The following is an 18,743-nucleotide window of genomic DNA, read 5'->3' as shown; positions in this document are numbered from 1 at the left end:
TTCTTGAAGTCTGATGGGGGCGGTGAGGATTACGACGACGGTGGCCGGGTGCCCGGCCCTGCGCCTGGAACGGCGGCAACGAAACTCCTTCGCTCGCAGAGCTCGCTTCGGAGTTTAAAGCCGCCTTTCTCCAGGCGCTGGGGCCGGACTAAGTCCGGATGTCGCCTTACACTTCCTCGACAGAACTCGGCTCGGCCCTTGAAAGGTCGATGCCCAGCTCCTCCGCGGCCCGGAAGACTTCTTCATCCGAGTCACGCATCTCGATCGTTGTTCCGTCGGTGGAAAGGACTTCCACGTTCAGGCACAGCGACTGCATTTCCTTGATCAACACCTTGAAGGACTCCGGAACACCTGGCTCCGGAATGTTCTCGCCCTTGACGATGGCCTCGTACACCTTCACGCGTCCATGGATGTCATCCGACTTGATGGTCAGAAGTTCCTGCAGCGTGTAGGCGGCGCCATAGGCCTCAAGTGCCCACACTTCCATTTCACCGAAGCGCTGTCCGCCGAACTGGGCCTTACCACCAAGCGGCTGCTGGGTGATCATGGAGTACGGTCCGGTTGAACGGGCGTGAATCTTGTCATCAACAAGGTGGTGCAGCTTCAGGATGTACATGTAGCCAACGGAGATTGGATCCGGAAACGGTTCGCCGGAGCGTCCGTCGAAGAGCCATGCCTTCCCGGACTCGCCGATGAGGCGATCGCCGTCGCGGGTGACGTTGGTGGACTTCATCAGCCCAACAATTTCATCCTCGGTGGCGCCGTCGAAGACGGGAGTGGCCACAGTGGTGGTGTCGATTTCGCGCGGAAGGTTCGGCAGGTTTTTGAGCCAATCGGGGTTGCCCTCGATCTTCCAGCCCTGCTTCGCGACCCAGCCGAGGTGAACCTCGAGGACCTGGCCAACGTTCATTCGGCCTGGCACACCCAACGGGTTCAGCACGATGTCAACGGGAGTTCCGTCTTCCATGAACGGCATGTCCTCGATCGGCAGGATCTTGGAGATAACGCCCTTGTTGCCGTGGCGGCCGGCCAGCTTGTCGCCGTCCGTGATCTTACGCTTCTGTGCAACATAGACGCGGACCAGTTGGTTCACGCCGGGAGGCAGTTCGTCGTCGTTGTCGCGGTCAAAGATCCGCACACCGATAACCGTTCCGGACTCACCGTGGGGCACCTTCAGCGAAGTGTCTCGGACCTCGCGGCTCTTCTCACCGAAGATCGCGCGGAGCAGGCGCTCCTCCGGGGTCAGTTCAGTTTCACCCTTGGGGGTAACGCGGCCAACCAGAATGTCGCCGGCCTCAACCTCGGCACCGATGTGGATGATGCCGCGCTCATCGAGCGCACCAAGAACCTCTTCGGAGACGTTGGGGATGTCACGGGTGATTTCCTCGGCACCAAGCTTGGTGTCGCGGGCGTCAACCTCATGCTCCTCAATGTGGATGGAGGTAAGCACGTCGTCTGAAACGATGCGCTGCGAGAGGATGATGGCGTCCTCGAAGTTGTGGCCTTCCCAGGACATGAACGCAACCAGCATGTTCTTGCCCAGGGCCAACTCACCCTGATCGGTGGACGGACCATCCGCAATGATCGTGTTGTACTCGACCCGGTCGCCTTCAGCAACCAGAACCCGCTGGTTGTACGCGTTGCCCTGGTTGGAGCGCGCGAACTTCATGATCGGGTAATTGGTCTCTGTGCCGTCGTCGTTAAGCACTGCAACCAGATCGGCAGAAACTTCGCTGACCACGCCCGCCTTGGCGGCGGTGACTGCGTCCCCGGCGTCCACTGCTGCGTACTTTTCCATTCCGGTGCCCACCAACGGGCGCTCGGAACGGAGCAGCGGAACAGCCTGACGCTGCATGTTGGCACCCATCAGCGCGCGGTTGGCGTCGTCGTGCTCAAGGAACGGAATCAGGGCCGTTGCCACCGACACCATCTGGCGCGGGGAAACGTCCATGTACTCAACTTCGGCTGCCGCGACGAGCACAGGCTCGCCGGAGCCTCCACGGGTACGCACCAGAACCATGTCCTCAACGAACTTGCCCTTTGCGTCAAGCGGAGCGTTGGCCTGCGCAATCAGGCGCTCAACCTCGTCATCAGCCGTCAGATAGTCGATCTGTTCGGTGACGATCCCGTTCTCAGCCTTGCGGTACGGGGTTTCGATGAAGCCGAACGTGTTGATCCGTCCGTAGGATGCCAGCGAACCGATGAGGCCAATGTTGGGACCTTCAGGGGTTTCGATGGGGCACATACGGCCGTAGTGCGACGGGTGAACGTCACGGACTTCCATGCCGGCACGGTCACGGGACAGGCCACCCGGGCCCAGCGCAGACAGGCGGCGCTTGTGCGTCAGTCCGGCGAGCGGGTTGTTCTGGTCCATGAACTGCGACAGCTGGGAGGTTCCGAAGAACTCCTTGATAGCTGCCACAACGGGACGGATGTTGATCAGTGTCTGCGGCGTAATGGCCTCGACATCCTGGGTGGTCATGCGCTCGCGCACAACACGCTCCATACGGGAGAGACCTGTGCGGACCTGATTCTCGATGAGCTCGCCCACGGCGCGGATACGGCGGTTGCCGAAGTGGTCGATGTCATCGACCTCAACGCGCAGCTCGACGTCTTCGCCGTCACGACGGCCGGTGAGGGTTTTCTCGTTGGCGTGCAGGGCCACCAGGAACTTGATCATCGCGACAATGTCGTCAATGTTCAGGACCGAGGCGTCACTGTCGCCAAGGTTCTTGTCAATGCCCAGCTTGCGGTTGATCTTGTAACGGCCAACCTTGGCGAGGTCATAACGCTTGGCGTTGAAGTACAGGTTGTCCAGCAGCGTTTTGGCAGCCTCAACCGTGGGTGGCTCTCCCGGACGGAGCTTCCGGTAGATGTCCAGCAAGGCATCTTCCTGGGTTTCGGTGGCGTCCTTCTCGAGCGTGGCCCGGATGGAATCATACTCACCGAAGGTCTCGAGGATCTGGCCCTCGGTCCAGCCGAGTGCCTTCAGCAGAACGGTGACCGACTGCTTGCGCTTGCGGTCCAGGCGGACTCCCACCTGGTCGCGCTTGTCGATCTCCAGTTCAAACCAGGCGCCACGGGACGGGATGATCTTCGCACTGAAGATGTCCTTGTCGCTGGTTTTGTCAGCGGTGCGCTCGAAATACGCGCCCGGGGAGCGAACCAGCTGTGACACGACAACACGCTCGGTGCCGTTGATAACAAACGTGCCTTTTTCCGTCATCAGCGGAAAGTCACCCATGAACACGGTCTGTTGCTTGATCTCGCCCGTGTTGTTGTTCATGAACTCGGCCTTGACGTACAGCGGCGCCGCGTAGGTGGCGTCCCTGTCCTTACACTCAGCCATGGTGTATTTGGGATCGGCGAACTCCGGTTCGGAGAAGCTCAGGGACATGGTGCCCTGGAAATCCTCGATCGGAGAGATCTCTTCGAAGATGTCGGCCAGACCGGACGTGGTTGCCACGCCTTGGAGGTTCTTTGCCAACGCCTCTTCAAGGCGAGCTTTCCAGCGCTCGTTTCCAACCAGCCAGTCAAAGCTGTCGGTTTGAAGGGCAAGAAGATTGGGAACGTCCAGCGGTTCGTGAATCTTTGCGAATGTAAGCCGGGGTGCGGCGCCGTCGGCGTCGACCTGGCTGGTAGCGGTTGCATTATTAGAGGTGCTCGAGGCGACCAAGAGGGATCCTTCCACAGACCTTCAGGCGTATTCAGCGCTTGAGTCCCTGCACCGAATGGTGCAACCCGCTGCCCGCAGCCATTGAACGGAAGCCGGAAATCCGGAAAATCCCGTTAAATGACCAATGCAAGGCAAAGCCCACCGCTATATGAAGGCTGAGGTTAAGAGGGAAGACGCAAATATCTACTGTACGCCAGGGTGGCTGCAATGTCCAACCGTGTGTGGTATAAAACACCCACGCACTCCCGGCTCCCGGTTAATGACAATTAGCTGAAACCACGCGTGCCTCCGGTAGCCTTGTGCCAGCACCATTCAATGAAGAAAGTGAGCCCTTTCCATGAACATCCTCGAGAAGAATCCCGGCGACGTTGTGATCGTCGGCGGTGCTCGCACCCCGCAGGGGCGGTTGAACGGTCAACTGTCCGCATTCACCGCCGTCGAGCTCGGCGCCCTTGCCGTCGCGGGGGCCCTTGAGCGCTCCCGGGTTACCGCAGACCGCGTGGACACCCTGATCATGGGACACGTGGTGCAGGCCGGATGTGGCCAGAATCCTGCCCGTCAGACCGCAATCAAAGCGGGAATCGGATGGGACGTCCCCACCGTCACCATCAACAAAGTCTGCCTCTCCGGGTTGACCGCCGTCATTGACGCAGCGCGCCTGATCCGCAGCGGGGAGGCAACCGTTGTGGTTGCCGGTGGTCAGGAATCGATGACCCGCGGACCGCATCTGCTCCCCGGGTCGCGTCAGGGCTGGACGTACGGCAACATGCAGGCCGTGGACTCGGTTGCCAATGACGGGCTGACGGATGCCTTCGATAATGAATCGATGGGCGCGTCCACGGAGCGTGGGAACGCCGTGCTCGGCATCGAACGAACCGCCCAGGACACTGTGGCGGCGTTCTCCCACCAGCGCGCAGCCGCGGCCATGGAGTCCGGTGCGTTCAAGGCGGAAATTGTTCCGGTCACCGTGCCGCAGAGAAAGGGCGACGACGTCATCCTCACCGAAGATGAAGGCGTCCGCCCCGGAACAACCGTCGAAACCCTTGCAGGACTTCGCCCGGCGTTCGATAAGGCGGGCACCATCACCGCCGGTAATTCCTCTCCGCTGTCCGACGGTGCCGCAGCTCTTGTACTGACATCCCGCGAGAATGCAGAGAGCCTCGGGCTGGACATCCTTGCGGTGGTGGGGAACCACGGCCAGGTGGCGGGCCCCGATAATTCCCTGCACTCCCAGCCCGCCAACGCCATTCACCAGGCATTGGGGCGCGCGGGCTGGTCCACACCGGACCTGGATTTCGTGGAAATCAACGAGGCATTCGGTTCGGTGGCCTGCCAATCGCTGAAGGAGCTGAATGTCCCCCTCGACCAGTGCAACATCCACGGCGGAGCAATTGCGCTGGGACACCCGATTGGAGCTTCAGGAGCAAGGCTGGCACTGCACGCCGCCCATGAATTGAACAAGCGCGGTTCCGGGCGCGCCGCGGTTTCGCTGTGCGGCGGCGGCGGGCAGGGAGAGGCACTCCTCCTGTACCGCAACTGACGCCAGACGCAGAAGAAGCCCCGCACTCGCTTTGGTGGAGTGCGGGGCTTCCTGTGTGAAGCGTATTACTTCAGGGTAACCGTTGCGCCGGCAGCCTCGAGGGCTTCCTTGGCCTTCTCAGCAGCTTCCTTGGTTACGCCTTCCAGTACAGCCTTGGGTGCGCTGTCCACAACATCCTTGGCTTCCTTCAGACCCAGTGAGGTCAGGGCGCGTACTTCCTTGATCACTGCGATCTTCTTGTCGCCTGCAGCTTCGAGGACTACGTCAAACGCATCCTGCTCGGCTTCAGCCTCTTCGCCGCCGCCGCCGGCGGGGCCAGCAACTGCTACGGCTGCTGCGGTGACCTCGAAGGTCTCCTCAAACAGCTTGACGAACTCAGAGAGTTCGATGATGGTCAGTTCCTTGAAAGCTTCAATGAGCTCTTCGTTGGTGAGCTTCGCCATGGCTAAGCATCCTTCCTTTGTGGTGCTGCGTGCACCGGGAGATTTGGTGGATGAAGAAAATTACTTCTCTTCGGGGGAGGCTGCTTCTTCTGCGGGTGCAGCGTCTGCGGATGCGGCGGCTTCCTCTGCAACGGGTGCAGCGGGGGCCTCTTCAGCAGCGGGATCTTCGGAGACGGAAGATTCTGCTGACGCAGATCCCCCTTCGTTCTCCTCCAGCTTGATGCGTAGGGCATCGAGGGTGCGGGCAAGGGTGGCCATGGGTGCTTTCAGCACACCGGCTACCCTGGACAGCTGGAACTCACGCGACTCGAGCGCCGCGAGGGCAGCAACCTCACCGGAATTGAAGGTCTTGCCTTCAAAAATTCCGGTTTTGATGACGAGCTGTGGGTTGGACTTCGCGAAATCCGTAAGGCTCTTTGCCGCAGCGATGGCGTCACCCTTGATGAAGGCGATTGCAGTGGGTCCGGCAAGCTGACCATCGAACGCGTCGATGCCTGCTTCCTTGGCTGCAATGCCCGTCAGGGTGTTTTTGACGACAGCGTATTTGGTTTCTGCGCCGAGTGAACGGCGAAGTTCCTTCAGCTGCGCAACGGTGAGCCCACGGTATTCGGTTAGGACAGCAGCGTTGGAGTCTTTGAAATCATTGGTGATTTCCTCCACTGCCGATACCTTGATTGGCGTTGCCATAACCCTCCTTCCGGGGAATTGGTGCCGGTACTGCCTGCTCCAATAAAAAACGCCCCGCGCAGGTTGCACGGGGCATCTCCCAGACTGAGGCACACAGTGCCTCAGGGAAGAAAGCTACGTTAACCTGCGCTGGCCGCCCATTACGGGAACCTTCAGATGCTCACCCGGCAACATCACACGGAACAGGTCCGGCATCAGTTGTGGGATACGCATCGACCGACGGTCTTTGGTGAGTCAAGACTACGGGATGGGCGAGTTGGAGACCAAATCGCCTATGGCGGGAGCCGCCGTCGTCGGTTTGTTGAGGGTGTTTAGAGCGTGCGTTTAGTGGGGGCTATCACCTTGATGACAGCAGAATCGTCTTCCGCAGCAAGCCCCTGGGCCTGACCGAGCAGGTACAGCTGTTCGGCGGCTGCGGCCACCGGGGCCGCCAGGCCCGCGGCGCGGGTGGCCTTGCCGACAATCCCCATATCCTTGACGAAGATGTCCAGCCGGCTGAGCACCTCGGCGCCTTCCTCGCTGTACGCCTCGAGGATGCGGGGGCCGCGGTTGGACAGCATGAATGAACCGGCGGCACCCGCCTCGAGTGCGGCGAGGGTCTTGGCCTGGTCCAGACCAAGCGCATCCGCGAGGGCCATTGCTTCGGCCGCAGCAGCAATGTGGATGCCGCAGAGGAGCTGGTTGACTGTCTTGAGTGCCTGGCCGTCGCCGGGCCTGTCGCCCACTACCGTCAGGGTAGATGCCAGCAACTCCAGAACCGGACGCGCTGATTCAAGCGCCGCGGGCTCCGCCCCGACCACGATCAGCAGATCCCCAACGCCTGCACGCTTGGGACCACCGGACAGCGGTGCGTCCACGAGCGCTACGCCGAACTCGGCCAGACGGGCCACAGTACCCGGAATCACTTCCGTCCCTACCGTGCTTGTCAGGATGACGACGGCGCCCGGCTTCAGCGCGGAGGCCACACCACTCTCTCCGAAGAGCACATCGCCCAGTTGTTCACTGTTGCGCACAGCCAGCAGCAGCGCGTCAGTGTCCTGGACTGCTTCGCGAGCCGAGGCAAACGTTTGGACTCCGGCCTCTTCCGCGAGCTTCAGGCGGGGCTCGGCGATGTCGAAGCCGTGGACTGCGAGCCTGCTTGCCAGGCGGGTGGCCATTGGCAGGCCCATGGCGCCAAGGCCAAGGACTGTGACTTTGTAGGTTTCAATCATGGTTTTCTCCATTGAATGCTGCGTTGTTCGTTCGATGTTGATGGTGTTAGAAGGTGTTACTCAGCTTCCGCGTGACCTGGGCCAGGGATTCGTCGTCGCCCACGTTTCCTGCAAACACCACATACGGAATCCCCTTCGCTGGGCCGTCCACGGGTTCCCACAGGCTGACAATGCCCGGGAGCATTGGTCCACGGACAATCGCGTGACGGATTTCCAGACCATGTGCGGCGACATCCGATGAGGTGATGCCGCCCTTGGCAATGACAAACCGCGGTGGGTACGTTTTCAGCGTCCGGTTAACAACGGCGACGACGGCGGCGGACACTGTGCGGGCAATCTTCAGGCTCGCGGCGGCGTCGCCGGTTTTGATCAGCTGGCGGCTGGTGTGAACGATCACGTCGCCTTTGCGGAGCGCACCGACAACCGCTTCGACGGTCTGGTCCAGGTACGTCTCGGCGTCTGCGGCGAGGAGCCGTTCGACGTCGATCTCCACGATGCGGGCCGCACTGTGCTGCTCTACGAGAACCTTGAGTTGGCGCGTGGTGACACCCACGTGCGAGCCGACCACGATCATTCCGCCGGCCTCTGATGGGGTATTGCCTGAGAAAGCCTCCGCGGCGCTGAGTTCCGCGCGGATCTCCTGGCCGATGCGTGCACGGACAAACGGCGGGCCTACACGGTAGAGGAGTTTCTTACCGCGCCTTTCAGCCTCCTCAAGCCCTAGTGCAAGGGCACGCAGATCGTTCTCGGTAACGATGTCAGCCACAATGGGCGTCGATTCCGTCGCAGGCTCGATAGCGTCCGCGATCGCCTTGGCGGAAACGACCGGATCATTGACGGCGCTACCTGCCCGGATGATGGTGAGGTCCAGGACGATCACAGCTTCCGCCTTGAATCGGCCCTGGGACTTTTCCTCCACATACCGGGCCATTTCGGAGTTGGTGAATCCAAAGGTGGCGTCCTTGGCGAACTCGGTCTCGGCAACCGGAATAAGCTGACCCTCCTGGCTGTCCGTGGCACGCATGTAGTGGATACCGCCAATGGTGACGCGGCCGGCGTCGGGAAATGCTGGAACAATCACGACGCCGTCGGTCGCAGCACCGCTTACCGCGCTGACCGTGGCCGCGATGACATCCGGCTCCAGCGGATAGTGGCCGCGAAGCGTGGAGTCGCTTCGGCTGACGAAACCGACACGCAACCCCAAGCCCCCGGCCGCAGCCGCGGCCAGCGCATTCCGGACCACCTCCTCATTGCGGGCGGCTGCTTCTGCGGGATCCAGGCTGCGGCTGTTTGTCAGGACGTAGATGGCTGGTTTTGCCTGGGCGAACGCCCAGGTGAAGTCCTGCGCCTCCCAGCGCGTGAGGACCGGGAGGTCCCACACTGACTGCGTTCCGGTGGGATCGTCATCGAGGACCACCAGCACGCGGGGCGCTGTTTTGGAAGCCAGGACGACGCCGTCGGCCACCAGTTGAGCGGGAATCTGCATTTCCGACGGGAAGTTGGCGAGGATATCTGCTTCAACGGGCATTGCGCACTCCATTGTGTGAGGACTTATGAGGCTAATATATTTGTAAGATGTCTGACATTTATAACTTCAAATGCTAGTGTTGCACACGGCACAAAGACGCGCAAGTAGAATTGTCAGACATCTAAGGCAACAACAGTGGACGCGGGTAGCATGGCACGGAAATCACTGGTCGGAGTGGTGGCAGACGAACTTCTGGACCGGATCATCATGGGGGAATTCCCGCCAGGCGCCAGTGTGCCCGGTGAGCTGGAGCTCAGCGCCAAACATGAGGTCAGCCGGATGACGGTGCGCGAGGCCATGAAGACCCTGGAAGCGCAACGCATCCTGAGAGTAGAGCGCGGCCGAGGCACGTTCGTGAACCCACTGAACCGCTGGGCGTCCCTCGAGGCTGTGCTTCGGGCTGCATCCGAAGGGAAAAACGACGCGGCTGCCGCCGTTCAATTAATTGAGCTGCGGCGCATGCTCGAAACCGGAGCATGTGAATTGGCGGCTGGTCGGATTGACGACGCCGAAGTTCAGGCACTGTTTGGCCACGTCGCCGCAATGCGCTCTGCCCACGAGGTCAATGATGTTGCAGCATTCGTGGAGGCGGACCTCGCCTTCCACGACATCATTCTGCAGGCTTCACAGAACGTTTTTGTGGCGGTGCTATTTGAACCTCTGCACCGGATACTGGAGCGACGCCGCACCCAGACTTCTGAGATCCGCCAGATTCAAGAGAATGCGATCGGACATCATCAGAACATCGCGGAAAGCCTGGCATCGCGGAACCCGGAGCGCTCGCGCGGGGCAATGGACGCCCACATGCAGCAGACCCTCGATGACCTGAGGTCCTACGTCCTGGAAGAACAGCGCTCCTAAGCACGGAGGACGCACGACGGCGGCTGACGGCTACCGGGGTACTGCGCCGTCGTCGTCGGTCTTCTTCTGCCATTCGCCGTCGCACCCTGCGGGCCTGAAGCCCATCGCCACCAAGGTGTCATCCTGCTCCAGGGTGTCCTTACCCTCCGCCTTGGTGAGGACGGTGTAGGCGACCAGGCGGCCCGTCTCAAGATGCTGGGCGGCGGACACCTGCAGGGAGGAACCCGCGTCGATCGCTTCATCCTCGTCGGAGCGAACGCGCTTTTCATCCCAGATCTCCTCTTCATAGTGGAGTCCGGCCGTTGGAGCGTCGGTTGCCATGCGCGCACAGAGCCCCGCATACTCCTCCACCAGATGCTGAGGACATTTGCCCACCCAGCTGAGAATGCGGTAGCCCGCTGACCTTTCGGCGGCGGTCCGCTCCAGCGCCTGCACCTCGGCTTCATCGAGTGGCAGCTGGAGCACGCTGAAGCGCTCCACCTGCTCAAGCGTGTATCCATTGCGCTGCAGAAACAACACGTCGCGCGAGTCGGCGGGGAGGGCACCGGTGCCGGATACCGGTGCCAGCAAGGCAACGGAATCCGGATCGAAGTCGGCGGGCTGCTCCGTGTAGCCCTCCAGAATGGTCCGGCCCTGCTGCGCTGCAATCTGTTCCGCGCGCTCAATTAACGCGCGGCCAATACCCCGCCCGCGCCACGGCTGGCCCACCAGGACGTTAAGCTCCGCCTTGCCCTTGTTCTCACGGAGCGGCATGACCACCCAGAGCCGGCCCACCACTTCGCCGTCGAGCCGGGCCACGAACATGCGCAGATCGTTGTACTCGTCGCTCCGCCAGGATCGCAGCCGCTGGGCGGAAGTAGCCGCTCGGTCGGTATTGCCCCAGAGCTCCAGCTCCGCCTGATCGACAAGGCGGCACACCGCGAGAAAGGCCCCGGCCTCAGGGACATCAATCGATTCCGGAATTACCAGCGGCTCAACGACAAGCTCTTCGAGTGCCGATCTCACAATCATCCTTCCAGCTTCTTCTGCCATGCCGCCGTGTACCCCACGGCCTTGAAACCCAGCTCCACGTTGACCGCCAGCATGTGAGCATTCTCCTCCGCGTTCCACGTGTATACGCGCTGCGCCGCAGGCCAGACGGTGTTCAACGCGAGCAGGTTGGCGGCCTTGAGCCACATGCCGAGCCTGTGCCCGCGATGGGCGGTGATCACCAGCGTGTCCTCCTGCGAGACAACCTCCGGCTTGTTGGGTTGATAGTCCAGAATCGTGTGCCCTACGAGGATTCCGCTGGGAAGGTGCAGCACCGCGCGGATCAAGCGGCGTCCGCCGCTCCTGCGTATCCGCTGCTCACTTTCACGCACGCGGTCTGCATCCCAAACCTCTTCTTCCCATACAAGATCACCCATCGGCACATCAGTGCTCATGGCCTGACGGAGCCGGGCGTACTGGTCCACCAGCGAAGGAGGACAGTCATCCAACCAATCCACCATCCGGTAGTCCGGTCCGGCCACTGCCATGGCGGCATCGTGCATAGCCGGGACCGACGGCAGCGCCTCTGCCAGCATCAGCCTGCTGGCCCTGTCGATCTGCGCCAGGCTGTACCCCGAATGCAGCGCGAGGATGGCGCTGGCGCTGCTCCCCGGGTATCCCCCGGCACCTGTGGCCGGGACCAGCACCCCCGGGCCATTGGGCACGCCGTTGGCGGGTTGGTCGGACCAGGACATCATGGTGGTCCTGCCCAGACGGCGGGTCACCTCCTCAACAGCTGCGTGCAGCCGCCCGCCCAGACCCTGCCTCCGGAAGTCGGGATGCACCAGCACAGTCACGTAGCAGGTTCCCAGGTTGTCCGTCAGCGGTACATCGATGACAGCCTTCCCGATAACCCGGCCTCCGTGCCTGGCCACAAAGGTGACCCGGTCCTCAAACTGATTGGGCCGTGCGGCCTCAAAGCGCTCCCGGACACTGTGAAAAAAATCATCATGGCCCCAGAGCTGCCGCTCCACGAGATTGCCCAGGTTGGAAGCTGCAATGAAATCAGCTGCCCCTGCGGAGTCCAGCGATTCCGGAAGTTCAAGCCGCTCAATGGTGATGGACATGGTAGTCATGGCACCATGGTAATCCAAGTGATTGAGAAATACCAATGACTAAATATCATTTAAATGCAACGGGGCAGGTTCAGCCTGACGCTGTACCTGCCCTGCGGCAAATGCTTGCTAAGTCCTAGGCGTCAGCCAGCACCTTGGTGACCTTGGGATCAACAGAGATTCCCGGGCCGAAGGTGGTGGAAACCGTTGCCTTCTGTATGTAGTTGCCCTTCGAAGCCGACGGCTTCAGGCGAAGAACCTCTTCCAGTGCCACCGCGTAGTTTTCGGCGAGCTTCTGCACATCGAACGAGACCTTGCCGATGATGAAGTGCAGGTTGGAGTGCTTGTCCACGCGGAAATCGATCTTCCCGCCCTTGATGTCGGTGACTGCCTTGGTGACGTCAGCGGTTACGGTACCGGTCTTCGGGTTGGGCATCAGGTTACGGGGACCAAGTACCTTTCCGAGGCGTCCGACCTTACCCATCAGATCCGGTGTTGCAACGGCGGCGTCGAAATCGACCCAGCCGGCGGCAACCTTTTCGATCATGTCATCGGAACCAACAAAGTCGGCGCCGGCGGCAATTGCCGCTTCTGCCTTTTCACCCGTCGCGAAGACGAGGACGCGCTTGGTCTTGCCGGTGCCGTGCGGGAGGTTGACCGTGCCGCGGACCATCTGGTCAGCCTTGCGCGGGTCAACGCCCAAACGGAACGCAACCTCAACGGTTGCATCGAACGTGGAAGGATTGGTTTCCTTCGCCAGAACTACTGCCTCGAGCGGGGCGTAATGCTTGTCTGCCTCGATCTTGGCTACAGCTGCCTCATATGCTTTGCTGCGCTTTGCCATCTGCTTTTTCTCCTTATGCAGTTGTGGTCTGCGGACCGCGCTCGGCCCTGCCACGTACGACGGCGCCTGCCCACCTGAGGTGGTCAGTCCGGCGTCGTTATTTGATTGTTTGTCTTTCGAAGCGGCAAGCCGCTTCAACTGCTACTCGACAGTGATACCCATCGAGCGGGCGGTACCGGCGATGATCTTGGCAGCAGCCTTCACATCGTTGGCGTTGAGGTCCTCCATTTTCATGGTGGCGATTTCCTCTACCTGGGCCTGGGTCAGCTTGGCAACCTTGACGGTGTGCGGCGTACCGGAACCCTTCTGAACGCCTGCGGCCTTCTTTATCAGCTCGGCTGCTGGCGGAGTCTTGGTAATGAACGTGAATGAACGGTCTTCATACACCGTGATTTCCACGGGAATGACGTTTCCGCGCTGGGACTCCGTGGCGGCGTTGTATGCCTTGCAGAATTCCATGATGTTGACACCGTGCTGGCCAAGAGCAGGACCAATTGGCGGTGCCGGGTTGGCAGCGCCTGCATTGATCTGCAGCTTGATCAGGCCGGTGACCTTTTTCTTGGGGGCCATTGATGGGTCCTTCTTTTACTTTGTGTCCCCCGGGACAGGAGCGTCCCGTGGGTGGTTGGCCACCATGGCGTGGTGGCCTGCCGTCTGCTCCGGACTAAGCGGCTCCGGGCCAGACGAAAATTGTTACTGCAGCTTGGTGACCTGGCTGAACGAAAGCGTCACAGGAGTTTCGCGCTCGAAAATGGACACCAGGACCACCAGCTGCTGGGACTCAGGCTTGATCTCGGAAATGGTTGCCTGGAGGGTCTCGAACGGACCTTCATTGACCGTAACCGGTTCGCCAACTTCGAAGTTGACCGTTGCCGGGGTGACCTGCGACTTCATGGGCTTACCCGATTCAGCATCGGTGTGGACCACCGTGTGCTCCAGCATGGAGAAGACTTCATTCAGGCTGAGCGGCACGGGATTGTGCGCGTTGCCCACAAATCCGGTCACGCCTGGAGTGTGCCGGACAGCACCCCAGGACTCATCGGTAAGGTCCATCCGCACCAGCACGTAACCCGGGATACGAACCCGGTTCACGATCTTGCGGGTGGTGTTCTTGATCTCCACAACTTCTTCCATAGGCACTTGGATTTCGAAGATACGCTCTTCCATGTCCAGTGTCTGGATGCGGGTTTCGAGATTGGCCTTAACCCGGTTCTCATACCCCGCGTAGGAGTGAATGACGTACCAGTCGCCGTCCTGGCGGCGCAGCTTGGCCTTGAACTCCGCGACGGGATCGACTGCGGGCGGAGCCTCTTCGGCGTCTTCCGCATCCGTGACATCCGCGTCATCCGCGTCAGCGTCTTCCGCATCCGTGGCGCCCGCGCCCTGGGCGGCGTCGTCACCTGGAGTGTCGTCGCCACGTGGAGTGTCATCGGAGCTTTGGTCATTATCGGACACGACGGCACCGGCCGGTGTTTCCTCAACACCGGTCTCAGTTGCCTGATCCTCGCTGCCCAGATCATCCTCTTCGGTTGTGATCTGCCGTTCGAGTTCTTGCTCGGACACCTAGCTGCCTGCTTTCTGGGATTGCTTGCGCTTTTCGGTTACTGCCAGTGGGACGGACGTCAGCCTTCGCCGCCGAACAGCCACACCGCACCGGAACCGAAAACAAAATCGAGGCCCGTCACGATCAGGATCATGATGATCACAAAAATCATGACGGTAATGGTGAACCGCACCAGCTCGCGGCGGGTGGGTACAACCACCTTCCGCAGTTCGGCGATGATCTGACGTACAAACAGAATGATGCGGGCAATAGGACCCCGTTTGGGGGTCTGCTTGCCGGCGGGGCTGCCCTTGGAGCTGCTCGCAGCTGTATCGGTCACCTTCAACCTCATCAATTCTGTGTAGATTTCTGAGCGTGGCCTCACCGGACCGCCACCCATGAACATTTCATCGCCGCACCGCCGCCGAAACTACTGACGGTTATGCGCAGGGCAGACAGGACTCGAACCTGCAACCTGCGGTTTTGGAGACCGCTGCGCTACCAATTGCGCCACTACCCTATGGATCGAACTGCGCCCGATTCCCCTGCCTAACTGAAGGCATGGACCATCATGGCGATTTCAACACCGAGGAACTAGTCTACGCAATCCTCTCCCGCACGTCGAACCGGGCGGGGAACCGACATTCACTTGCCGTGCACGCGCGTAAAGGCAGGCAGCGACGGCGGCAAACGCCTAAGCTGGAATGGCCCACCAATGCCGCGATGAACGGGAACCCCATGACCGCCTCCCCTGACATATTGAAGTACTCCTCTGCGGGACGTGTCTCGCAACGGGTGGGCTCCATAGCCGAATCCGCCACTCTTGCCGTTGATGCCAAGGCGAAGGCCCTCAAGGCAGCGGGACGCCCTGTGATTGGATTCGGGGCCGGCGAACCGGATTTCCCCACGCCCGAATACATTGTGGACGCCGCCGTCGAGGCCGCGCGGCAGCCCCGCTTCCACCGCTACTCCCCCGCCGGCGGCCTTCCGGAGCTGCGCGAGGCAATTGCGCAGAAGACCCTGCGGGACTCCGGGTACCATGTGGACCCCAGCCAGGTGCTGGTGACCAACGGCGGCAAACAGGCCGTCTACGAATCGTTCGCAACGCTCCTGGATCCAGGAGACGAGGTCCTGGTACCCACCCCGTACTGGACCACTTATCCGGAAGCCATTCGGCTTGCCGGCGGCGTCCCGGTGGAGGTATTCGCAGGTCCCGAGCAAGGCTATCTGGTCAACGTTGCACAGCTGGAAGAAGCGGTCACCGCCCGCACCAAGGTGCTCCTCTTTGTGTCACCATCCAACCCCACAGGCGCGGTGTACAGCCCGGATCAGGTGCGGGAGATCGGCGAATGGGCGGCCGCCAGGGGACTATGGGTGGTCACTGACGAAATCTACGAGCACCTGACGTACGACGACGTCGCCTTCACCTCGATCGCGACGGCTGTGCCTGCGCTCGGCGACCGCGTGGTGGTACTCAACGGGGTGGCCAAGACCTATGCGATGACCGGCTGGCGGGTGGGGTGGATGATCGGACCCCTCGATGTGGTGAAGGCGGCCACCAATCTCCAGTCCCACGCAACGTCGAACGTGTCCAACGTCCCGCAGATGGCGGCGCTGGCCGCGGTATCGGGACCTCTGACCGCGGTTGAGGAGATGAAGGTTGCCTTTGACCGCCGTCGTCGGGCTATGGTGTCCGCGCTTAACGCGATCGACGGCGTTGAATGCCCTGTTCCGCACGGAGCGTTCTACGCCTACGCCGACGTCCGGGATCTCCTTGGCCGTGAGCTGGCCGGCAGCAAACCCGCAACCTCGGCCGAACTTGCCGCGCTGATTCTCGACAAGGTGGAGGTGGCGGTGGTGCCCGGCGAGGCCTTCGGTCCAAGCGGTTACCTGCGCCTCTCCTACGCGCTGGGGGATGCCGATCTTGCCGAGGGCGTCCGCCGTCTTCAGGAATTCCTCGCAACGGCAAAGTGAATACGCCCTACAGGAGTCGCCGCTCCGCCGCCCACCTGGTCAGTTCGTGTCTGGAGGAGAGCTGTAACTTGCGGAGCACTGCGGACACATGGGTCTCAACCGTCTTGATGGAGATGAAGAGCTCCCTGGCCACTTCCTTGTAGCTGTAGCCGCGGGCAATCAGCCGCATGACCTCCAGCTCCCGGGCCGACAGCCGGTCCAGCTCGCTGTCCACGGACGCCACGGCTGCCGTTCCAAAAGCGTCCAGCACAAAACCGGCGAGCCGCGGTGAGAACACGGCGTCGCCGGAAGCTACCCGGAACACGGCCGCGGAGATTTCGGTGCCGGAGATGGTCTTGGTGACGTAGCCCCGAGCCCCGGCACGGATCACAGTCACCACATCCTCAGCGGAATCCGAGACACTCAGCGCCAGGAAGCTGGTGGCGCCCAGCAACTGCGTGCAGCCTGCAATGACTTCTGCGCCGCCGCCTCCGATTCCTCCGGGCAGATGGACATCGAGCAGCACCACCCTCGGACGGTGCTGGTGAATGGCGGCGATTGCTTCCTCCACCGTCGCTGCCTCTGCCAGTACCGTAATCCTGTGGTCCAGGTCGGCCCGCAGACCGGACCGGAAAATGGCGTGATCGTCCACCACCACAACGCTTATTTCCTCAGCCACGCGGTTCTCCTGATTTCTCTTCCGGCATCCTCAGTTTAACCTCGGTACCCTCTGTGCTGCTCCGGATGATCACTGTGCCGCCGTGGCGCTGCATCCGGTTGTACAGGGACTCACGGATTCCCATCCTGTCCGCCGGCACCGCGTCCACATCGAATCCCCGGCCGCGGTCCCGGACAAAGACCTCCGAACCAAACGGGCCCGCCTCAAGGTACACGGAGATGGTGCCGCCCGCGTGCTTGGCCGCATTCAGCACCGCTTCCCGTGCTGCCTGCGCCATCACCTCCTGGCGGGGTGACATCGGTATGTCCCCCACCGACACAACGTCTACGGGGTGGCCGTAGCTGTCCTCGATTTCTGCTGCCACTGCCTTGATCCGGTCTGCGAAGTTGCCGGTCTGCCGCGCGGTGTCCGCGTACAGCCAGCTGCGCAGCTCCCGCTCCTGGGCCCGTGCCAGCCGCACCACATCGTGCTCGGAGCCAGCCCTGTTCTGAATGAGGGCAAGGGTCTGCAGCACCGAGTCATGCAGGTGGGCTGCGATCTCGGCGCGCTCCGTCTCGCGGATGCGTCCCGCGCGCTCGGCTTCGAGGTCCTTCCAGAACTTCAGCGCCCAGGGAGCCAGCACCAGACCTACGCCGCCCAGGACGGCCCCGGTTGCAAGCAGCGTAGACCAGGTGAGACTCCAGGAGATCGATCCCGACACCATGATGAGCACACCCACCATCACAAGGACCAATCCTAAAATCAGACGAGCCATACCGCCGGCCTGGATGGCGCCTGCCCTGTCCATCAGGCCCGCACGCCGCGACTCGTCAATCTGGGACCACGCAAGCACGGCTCCCACCGCCACCGCTCCCACCGGCAGCACCCAGCCCCACTGAATACTGGCGCCTAGCTGCTGCGCCACAAACGCTGCGGCTACCACCAGGAGCGCAGCACCGATCAACGCCTCACGTCTGCCGGCACGCGCCCGGGCTGTAACCTCGGGAGCGGTGTCGACCGCCGCCCCGGCGAGTCCAGTGGTTCCCAACCGCAGCCCTGGCGAAGACGTGCCCCGCCGTCGTCGTTCTTCCGTGGTGGGTACCAGCAGCCACAGCCAGCCATAGAGGAGCACGCCCGCGCCGCCCGCGAGGCAGAGCGCCGCCATGCCAATCCGTGTTGCACGGATGGAGATGCCCAGGTGGGCCGCAAGCCCCGCACATACGCCGGCTATCACGGCGTCGTTGGAACGGAGCAGAGGAGCCTTCATGCGTTAATCCAAACACGCGCCGCGTTGTTCCGAACCGCCTTTGAGGGTATTTCAGCCATCAGTCAGGGACGGTTCAGGGTAGGCCCCGATAGCTGTGCCCCCGATGCTTTGTCAGGATGATCCTATGAACTCGCAACAGGACCCTCCTGCCGCATCGGAAAGCGGTCAGCCGGCCGCCGCGCCGCAGGAACAACCATCGTCAAGCAACGGCTTCTTCACCTGGATCCGCGGCCTCGGCATCAGCCGGGGCGGCGACCGCTGGATCGGCGGGGTGGCAACCGGGATATCCGCCCGCACCGGGCTCGACCCCATTCTGGTGCGCGGAATCTTTGTGGTGCTCGCGGTCTTCGGCGGCATCGGTCTCCTGCTCTACGGCATGGCCTGGGCGCTTTTGCCGGAACCGGACGGCCGCATCCACATTGAGTCCGCGGGCCGCGGCAGTTGGACC

At 61.8% G+C, this 18,743-nt stretch carries 17 protein-coding genes and 1 tRNA gene; 4 read left to right on the top strand and 14 right to left on the bottom strand.

The features are described from left to right. Positions 1-166: 166 nt before the first annotated feature. A complete protein-coding gene (rpoB, locus tag Y708_RS0108880) occupies positions 167-3,676 on the bottom strand; it encodes a DNA-directed RNA polymerase subunit beta (protein WP_028279654.1) in 3,510 nt (1,169 codons plus the stop codon). A 337-nt stretch (positions 3,677-4,013) separates the two neighbouring features. On the opposite strand from rpoB, the gene Y708_RS0108875 reads away from it, so the two are divergent. Next, positions 4,014-5,216, top strand: a complete 1,203-nt coding sequence (locus tag Y708_RS0108875) for an acetyl-CoA C-acetyltransferase (RefSeq protein WP_028279653.1) — start codon at positions 4,014-4,016, stop codon at positions 5,214-5,216. 65 nt (positions 5,217-5,281) lie between these two features. Here the strand turns inward: Y708_RS0108875 and rplL are convergent, their stop codons facing one another. The 4 genes from rplL to Y708_RS0108855 form a co-directional block, all read right to left on the bottom strand. Continuing rightward, complete coding sequence (gene rplL, locus Y708_RS0108870) at positions 5,282-5,659, bottom strand: 50S ribosomal protein L7/L12 (RefSeq protein WP_028279652.1); 378 nt, start codon at positions 5,657-5,659, stop codon at positions 5,282-5,284. Positions 5,660-5,719: 60 nt separating this feature from the next. Further along, positions 5,720-6,346 carry a 50S ribosomal protein L10 gene (rplJ, locus tag Y708_RS0108865; protein WP_028279651.1) on the bottom strand — a complete coding sequence of 209 codons (627 nt, stop codon included), beginning with the start codon at positions 6,344-6,346 and terminating at the stop codon, positions 5,720-5,722. Positions 6,347-6,657: 311 nt separating this feature from the next. After that, positions 6,658-7,557: an NAD(P)-dependent oxidoreductase gene (locus tag Y708_RS0108860; protein ID WP_028279650.1), complete on the bottom strand. Its 900-nt coding sequence runs from the start codon at positions 7,555-7,557 to the stop codon at positions 6,658-6,660. 46 nt (positions 7,558-7,603) lie between these two features. Further along, complete coding sequence (locus Y708_RS0108855; RefSeq protein ID WP_028279649.1) at positions 7,604-9,085, bottom strand: four-carbon acid sugar kinase family protein; 1,482 nt, start codon at positions 9,083-9,085, stop codon at positions 7,604-7,606. Positions 9,086-9,235: 150 nt separating this feature from the next. Here Y708_RS0108855 and Y708_RS0108850 point away from each other — a divergent pair, with 150 nt between their 5' ends. Then, the gene (locus Y708_RS0108850) at positions 9,236-9,946 is read left to right on the top strand and encodes a FadR/GntR family transcriptional regulator (protein ID WP_028279648.1); all 711 of its coding nucleotides are present in this window, start codon (positions 9,236-9,238) and stop codon (positions 9,944-9,946) included. A 30-nt stretch (positions 9,947-9,976) separates the two neighbouring features. Here the strand turns inward: Y708_RS0108850 and Y708_RS23950 are convergent, their stop codons facing one another. From Y708_RS23950 to Y708_RS0108815, 7 genes are all read right to left on the bottom strand, one after another. Next, positions 9,977-10,951: a GNAT family N-acetyltransferase gene (locus tag Y708_RS23950; RefSeq protein WP_162150459.1), complete on the bottom strand. Its 975-nt coding sequence runs from the start codon at positions 10,949-10,951 to the stop codon at positions 9,977-9,979. A gap of 2 nt (positions 10,952-10,953) precedes the next feature. Further along, a complete protein-coding gene (locus Y708_RS0108840) occupies positions 10,954-12,051 on the bottom strand; it encodes a GNAT family N-acetyltransferase (protein ID WP_028279647.1) in 1,098 nt (365 codons plus the stop codon). Between the two features lie 115 nt (positions 12,052-12,166). Next, entirely contained in the window at positions 12,167-12,874 is a 708-nt protein-coding gene (gene rplA, locus Y708_RS0108835) for a 50S ribosomal protein L1 (protein ID WP_028279646.1), read from the bottom strand. Between the two features lie 141 nt (positions 12,875-13,015). Next, a complete protein-coding gene (gene rplK, locus Y708_RS0108830; protein ID WP_028279645.1) occupies positions 13,016-13,444 on the bottom strand; it encodes a 50S ribosomal protein L11 in 429 nt (142 codons plus the stop codon). A gap of 123 nt (positions 13,445-13,567) precedes the next feature. Next, positions 13,568-14,437 (bottom strand): transcription termination/antitermination protein NusG, encoded by an 870-nt coding sequence (gene nusG / locus Y708_RS0108825; protein WP_028279644.1) that lies wholly within the window; start codon positions 14,435-14,437, stop codon positions 13,568-13,570. 59 nt (positions 14,438-14,496) lie between these two features. Next, positions 14,497-14,769 (bottom strand): preprotein translocase subunit SecE, encoded by a 273-nt coding sequence (secE, locus tag Y708_RS0108820; protein ID WP_035775812.1) that lies wholly within the window; start codon positions 14,767-14,769, stop codon positions 14,497-14,499. Positions 14,770-14,864: 95 nt separating this feature from the next. Then, positions 14,865-14,937: transfer RNA gene (locus tag Y708_RS0108815), tRNA-Trp, on the bottom strand. A 218-nt stretch (positions 14,938-15,155) separates the two neighbouring features. Here Y708_RS0108815 and Y708_RS0108810 point away from each other — a divergent pair. After that, positions 15,156-16,391: a pyridoxal phosphate-dependent aminotransferase gene (locus Y708_RS0108810; RefSeq protein WP_035775811.1), complete on the top strand. Its 1,236-nt coding sequence runs from the start codon at positions 15,156-15,158 to the stop codon at positions 16,389-16,391. A 7-nt stretch (positions 16,392-16,398) separates the two neighbouring features. On the opposite strand, the gene Y708_RS0108805 is transcribed toward Y708_RS0108810, so the two are convergent. Beyond that, positions 16,399-17,049: a LuxR C-terminal-related transcriptional regulator gene (locus Y708_RS0108805; protein WP_028279641.1), complete on the bottom strand. Its 651-nt coding sequence runs from the start codon at positions 17,047-17,049 to the stop codon at positions 16,399-16,401. Beyond that, positions 17,042-18,295: an ATP-binding protein gene (locus Y708_RS0108800; RefSeq protein WP_028279640.1), complete on the bottom strand. Its 1,254-nt coding sequence runs from the start codon at positions 18,293-18,295 to the stop codon at positions 17,042-17,044. The genes Y708_RS0108805 and Y708_RS0108800 overlap by 8 nt, the downstream gene beginning before the upstream one ends. 124 nt (positions 18,296-18,419) lie before the next feature. Here Y708_RS0108800 and Y708_RS0108795 point away from each other — a divergent pair. Continuing rightward, the coding region (locus Y708_RS0108795) for a PspC domain-containing protein (RefSeq protein WP_028279639.1) at positions 18,420-18,743 on the top strand (324 nt) is incomplete at its 3' end.

The sequence above is a fragment of the Arthrobacter sp. H5 genome (assembly GCF_000520595.1).
Taxonomy (GTDB): domain Bacteria; phylum Actinomycetota; class Actinomycetes; order Actinomycetales; family Micrococcaceae; genus Arthrobacter_D.
Note: the sequence above shows the minus strand (reverse complement) of the source record. Positions and strands in the feature narration are given on the sequence as shown.

Excerpts from the sequence above, each read along its gene's own strand:
- Y708_RS0108875 (WP_028279653.1), top strand. The coding sequence starts at position 4,014 with ATGAACATCCTCGAGAAGAATCCCGGCGACGTTGTGATCGTCGGCGGT.
- rplL (WP_028279652.1), bottom strand. The coding sequence starts at position 5,659 with ATGGCGAAGCTCACCAACGAAGAGCTCATTGAAGCTTTCAAGGAACTG.
- Y708_RS0108855 (WP_028279649.1), bottom strand. The coding sequence starts at position 9,085 with ATGCCCGTTGAAGCAGATATCCTCGCCAACTTCCCGTCGGAAATGCAG.
- Y708_RS0108860 (WP_028279650.1), bottom strand. The coding sequence starts at position 7,557 with ATGATTGAAACCTACAAAGTCACAGTCCTTGGCCTTGGCGCCATGGGC.
- rplJ (WP_028279651.1), bottom strand. The coding sequence starts at position 6,346 with ATGGCAACGCCAATCAAGGTATCGGCAGTGGAGGAAATCACCAATGAT.
- rplA (WP_028279646.1), bottom strand. The coding sequence starts at position 12,874 with ATGGCAAAGCGCAGCAAAGCATATGAGGCAGCTGTAGCCAAGATCGAG.
- secE (WP_035775812.1), bottom strand. The coding sequence starts at position 14,769 with ATGAGGTTGAAGGTGACCGATACAGCTGCGAGCAGCTCCAAGGGCAGC.
- rplK (WP_028279645.1), bottom strand. The coding sequence starts at position 13,444 with ATGGCCCCCAAGAAAAAGGTCACCGGCCTGATCAAGCTGCAGATCAAT.
- Y708_RS0108800 (WP_028279640.1), bottom strand. The coding sequence starts at position 18,295 with ATGAAGGCTCCTCTGCTCCGTTCCAACGACGCCGTGATAGCCGGCGTA.
- Y708_RS0108840 (WP_028279647.1), bottom strand. The coding sequence starts at position 12,051 with ATGACTACCATGTCCATCACCATTGAGCGGCTTGAACTTCCGGAATCG.
- Y708_RS0108850 (WP_028279648.1), top strand. The coding sequence starts at position 9,236 with ATGGCACGGAAATCACTGGTCGGAGTGGTGGCAGACGAACTTCTGGAC.
- Y708_RS0108810 (WP_035775811.1), top strand. The coding sequence starts at position 15,156 with ATGACCGCCTCCCCTGACATATTGAAGTACTCCTCTGCGGGACGTGTC.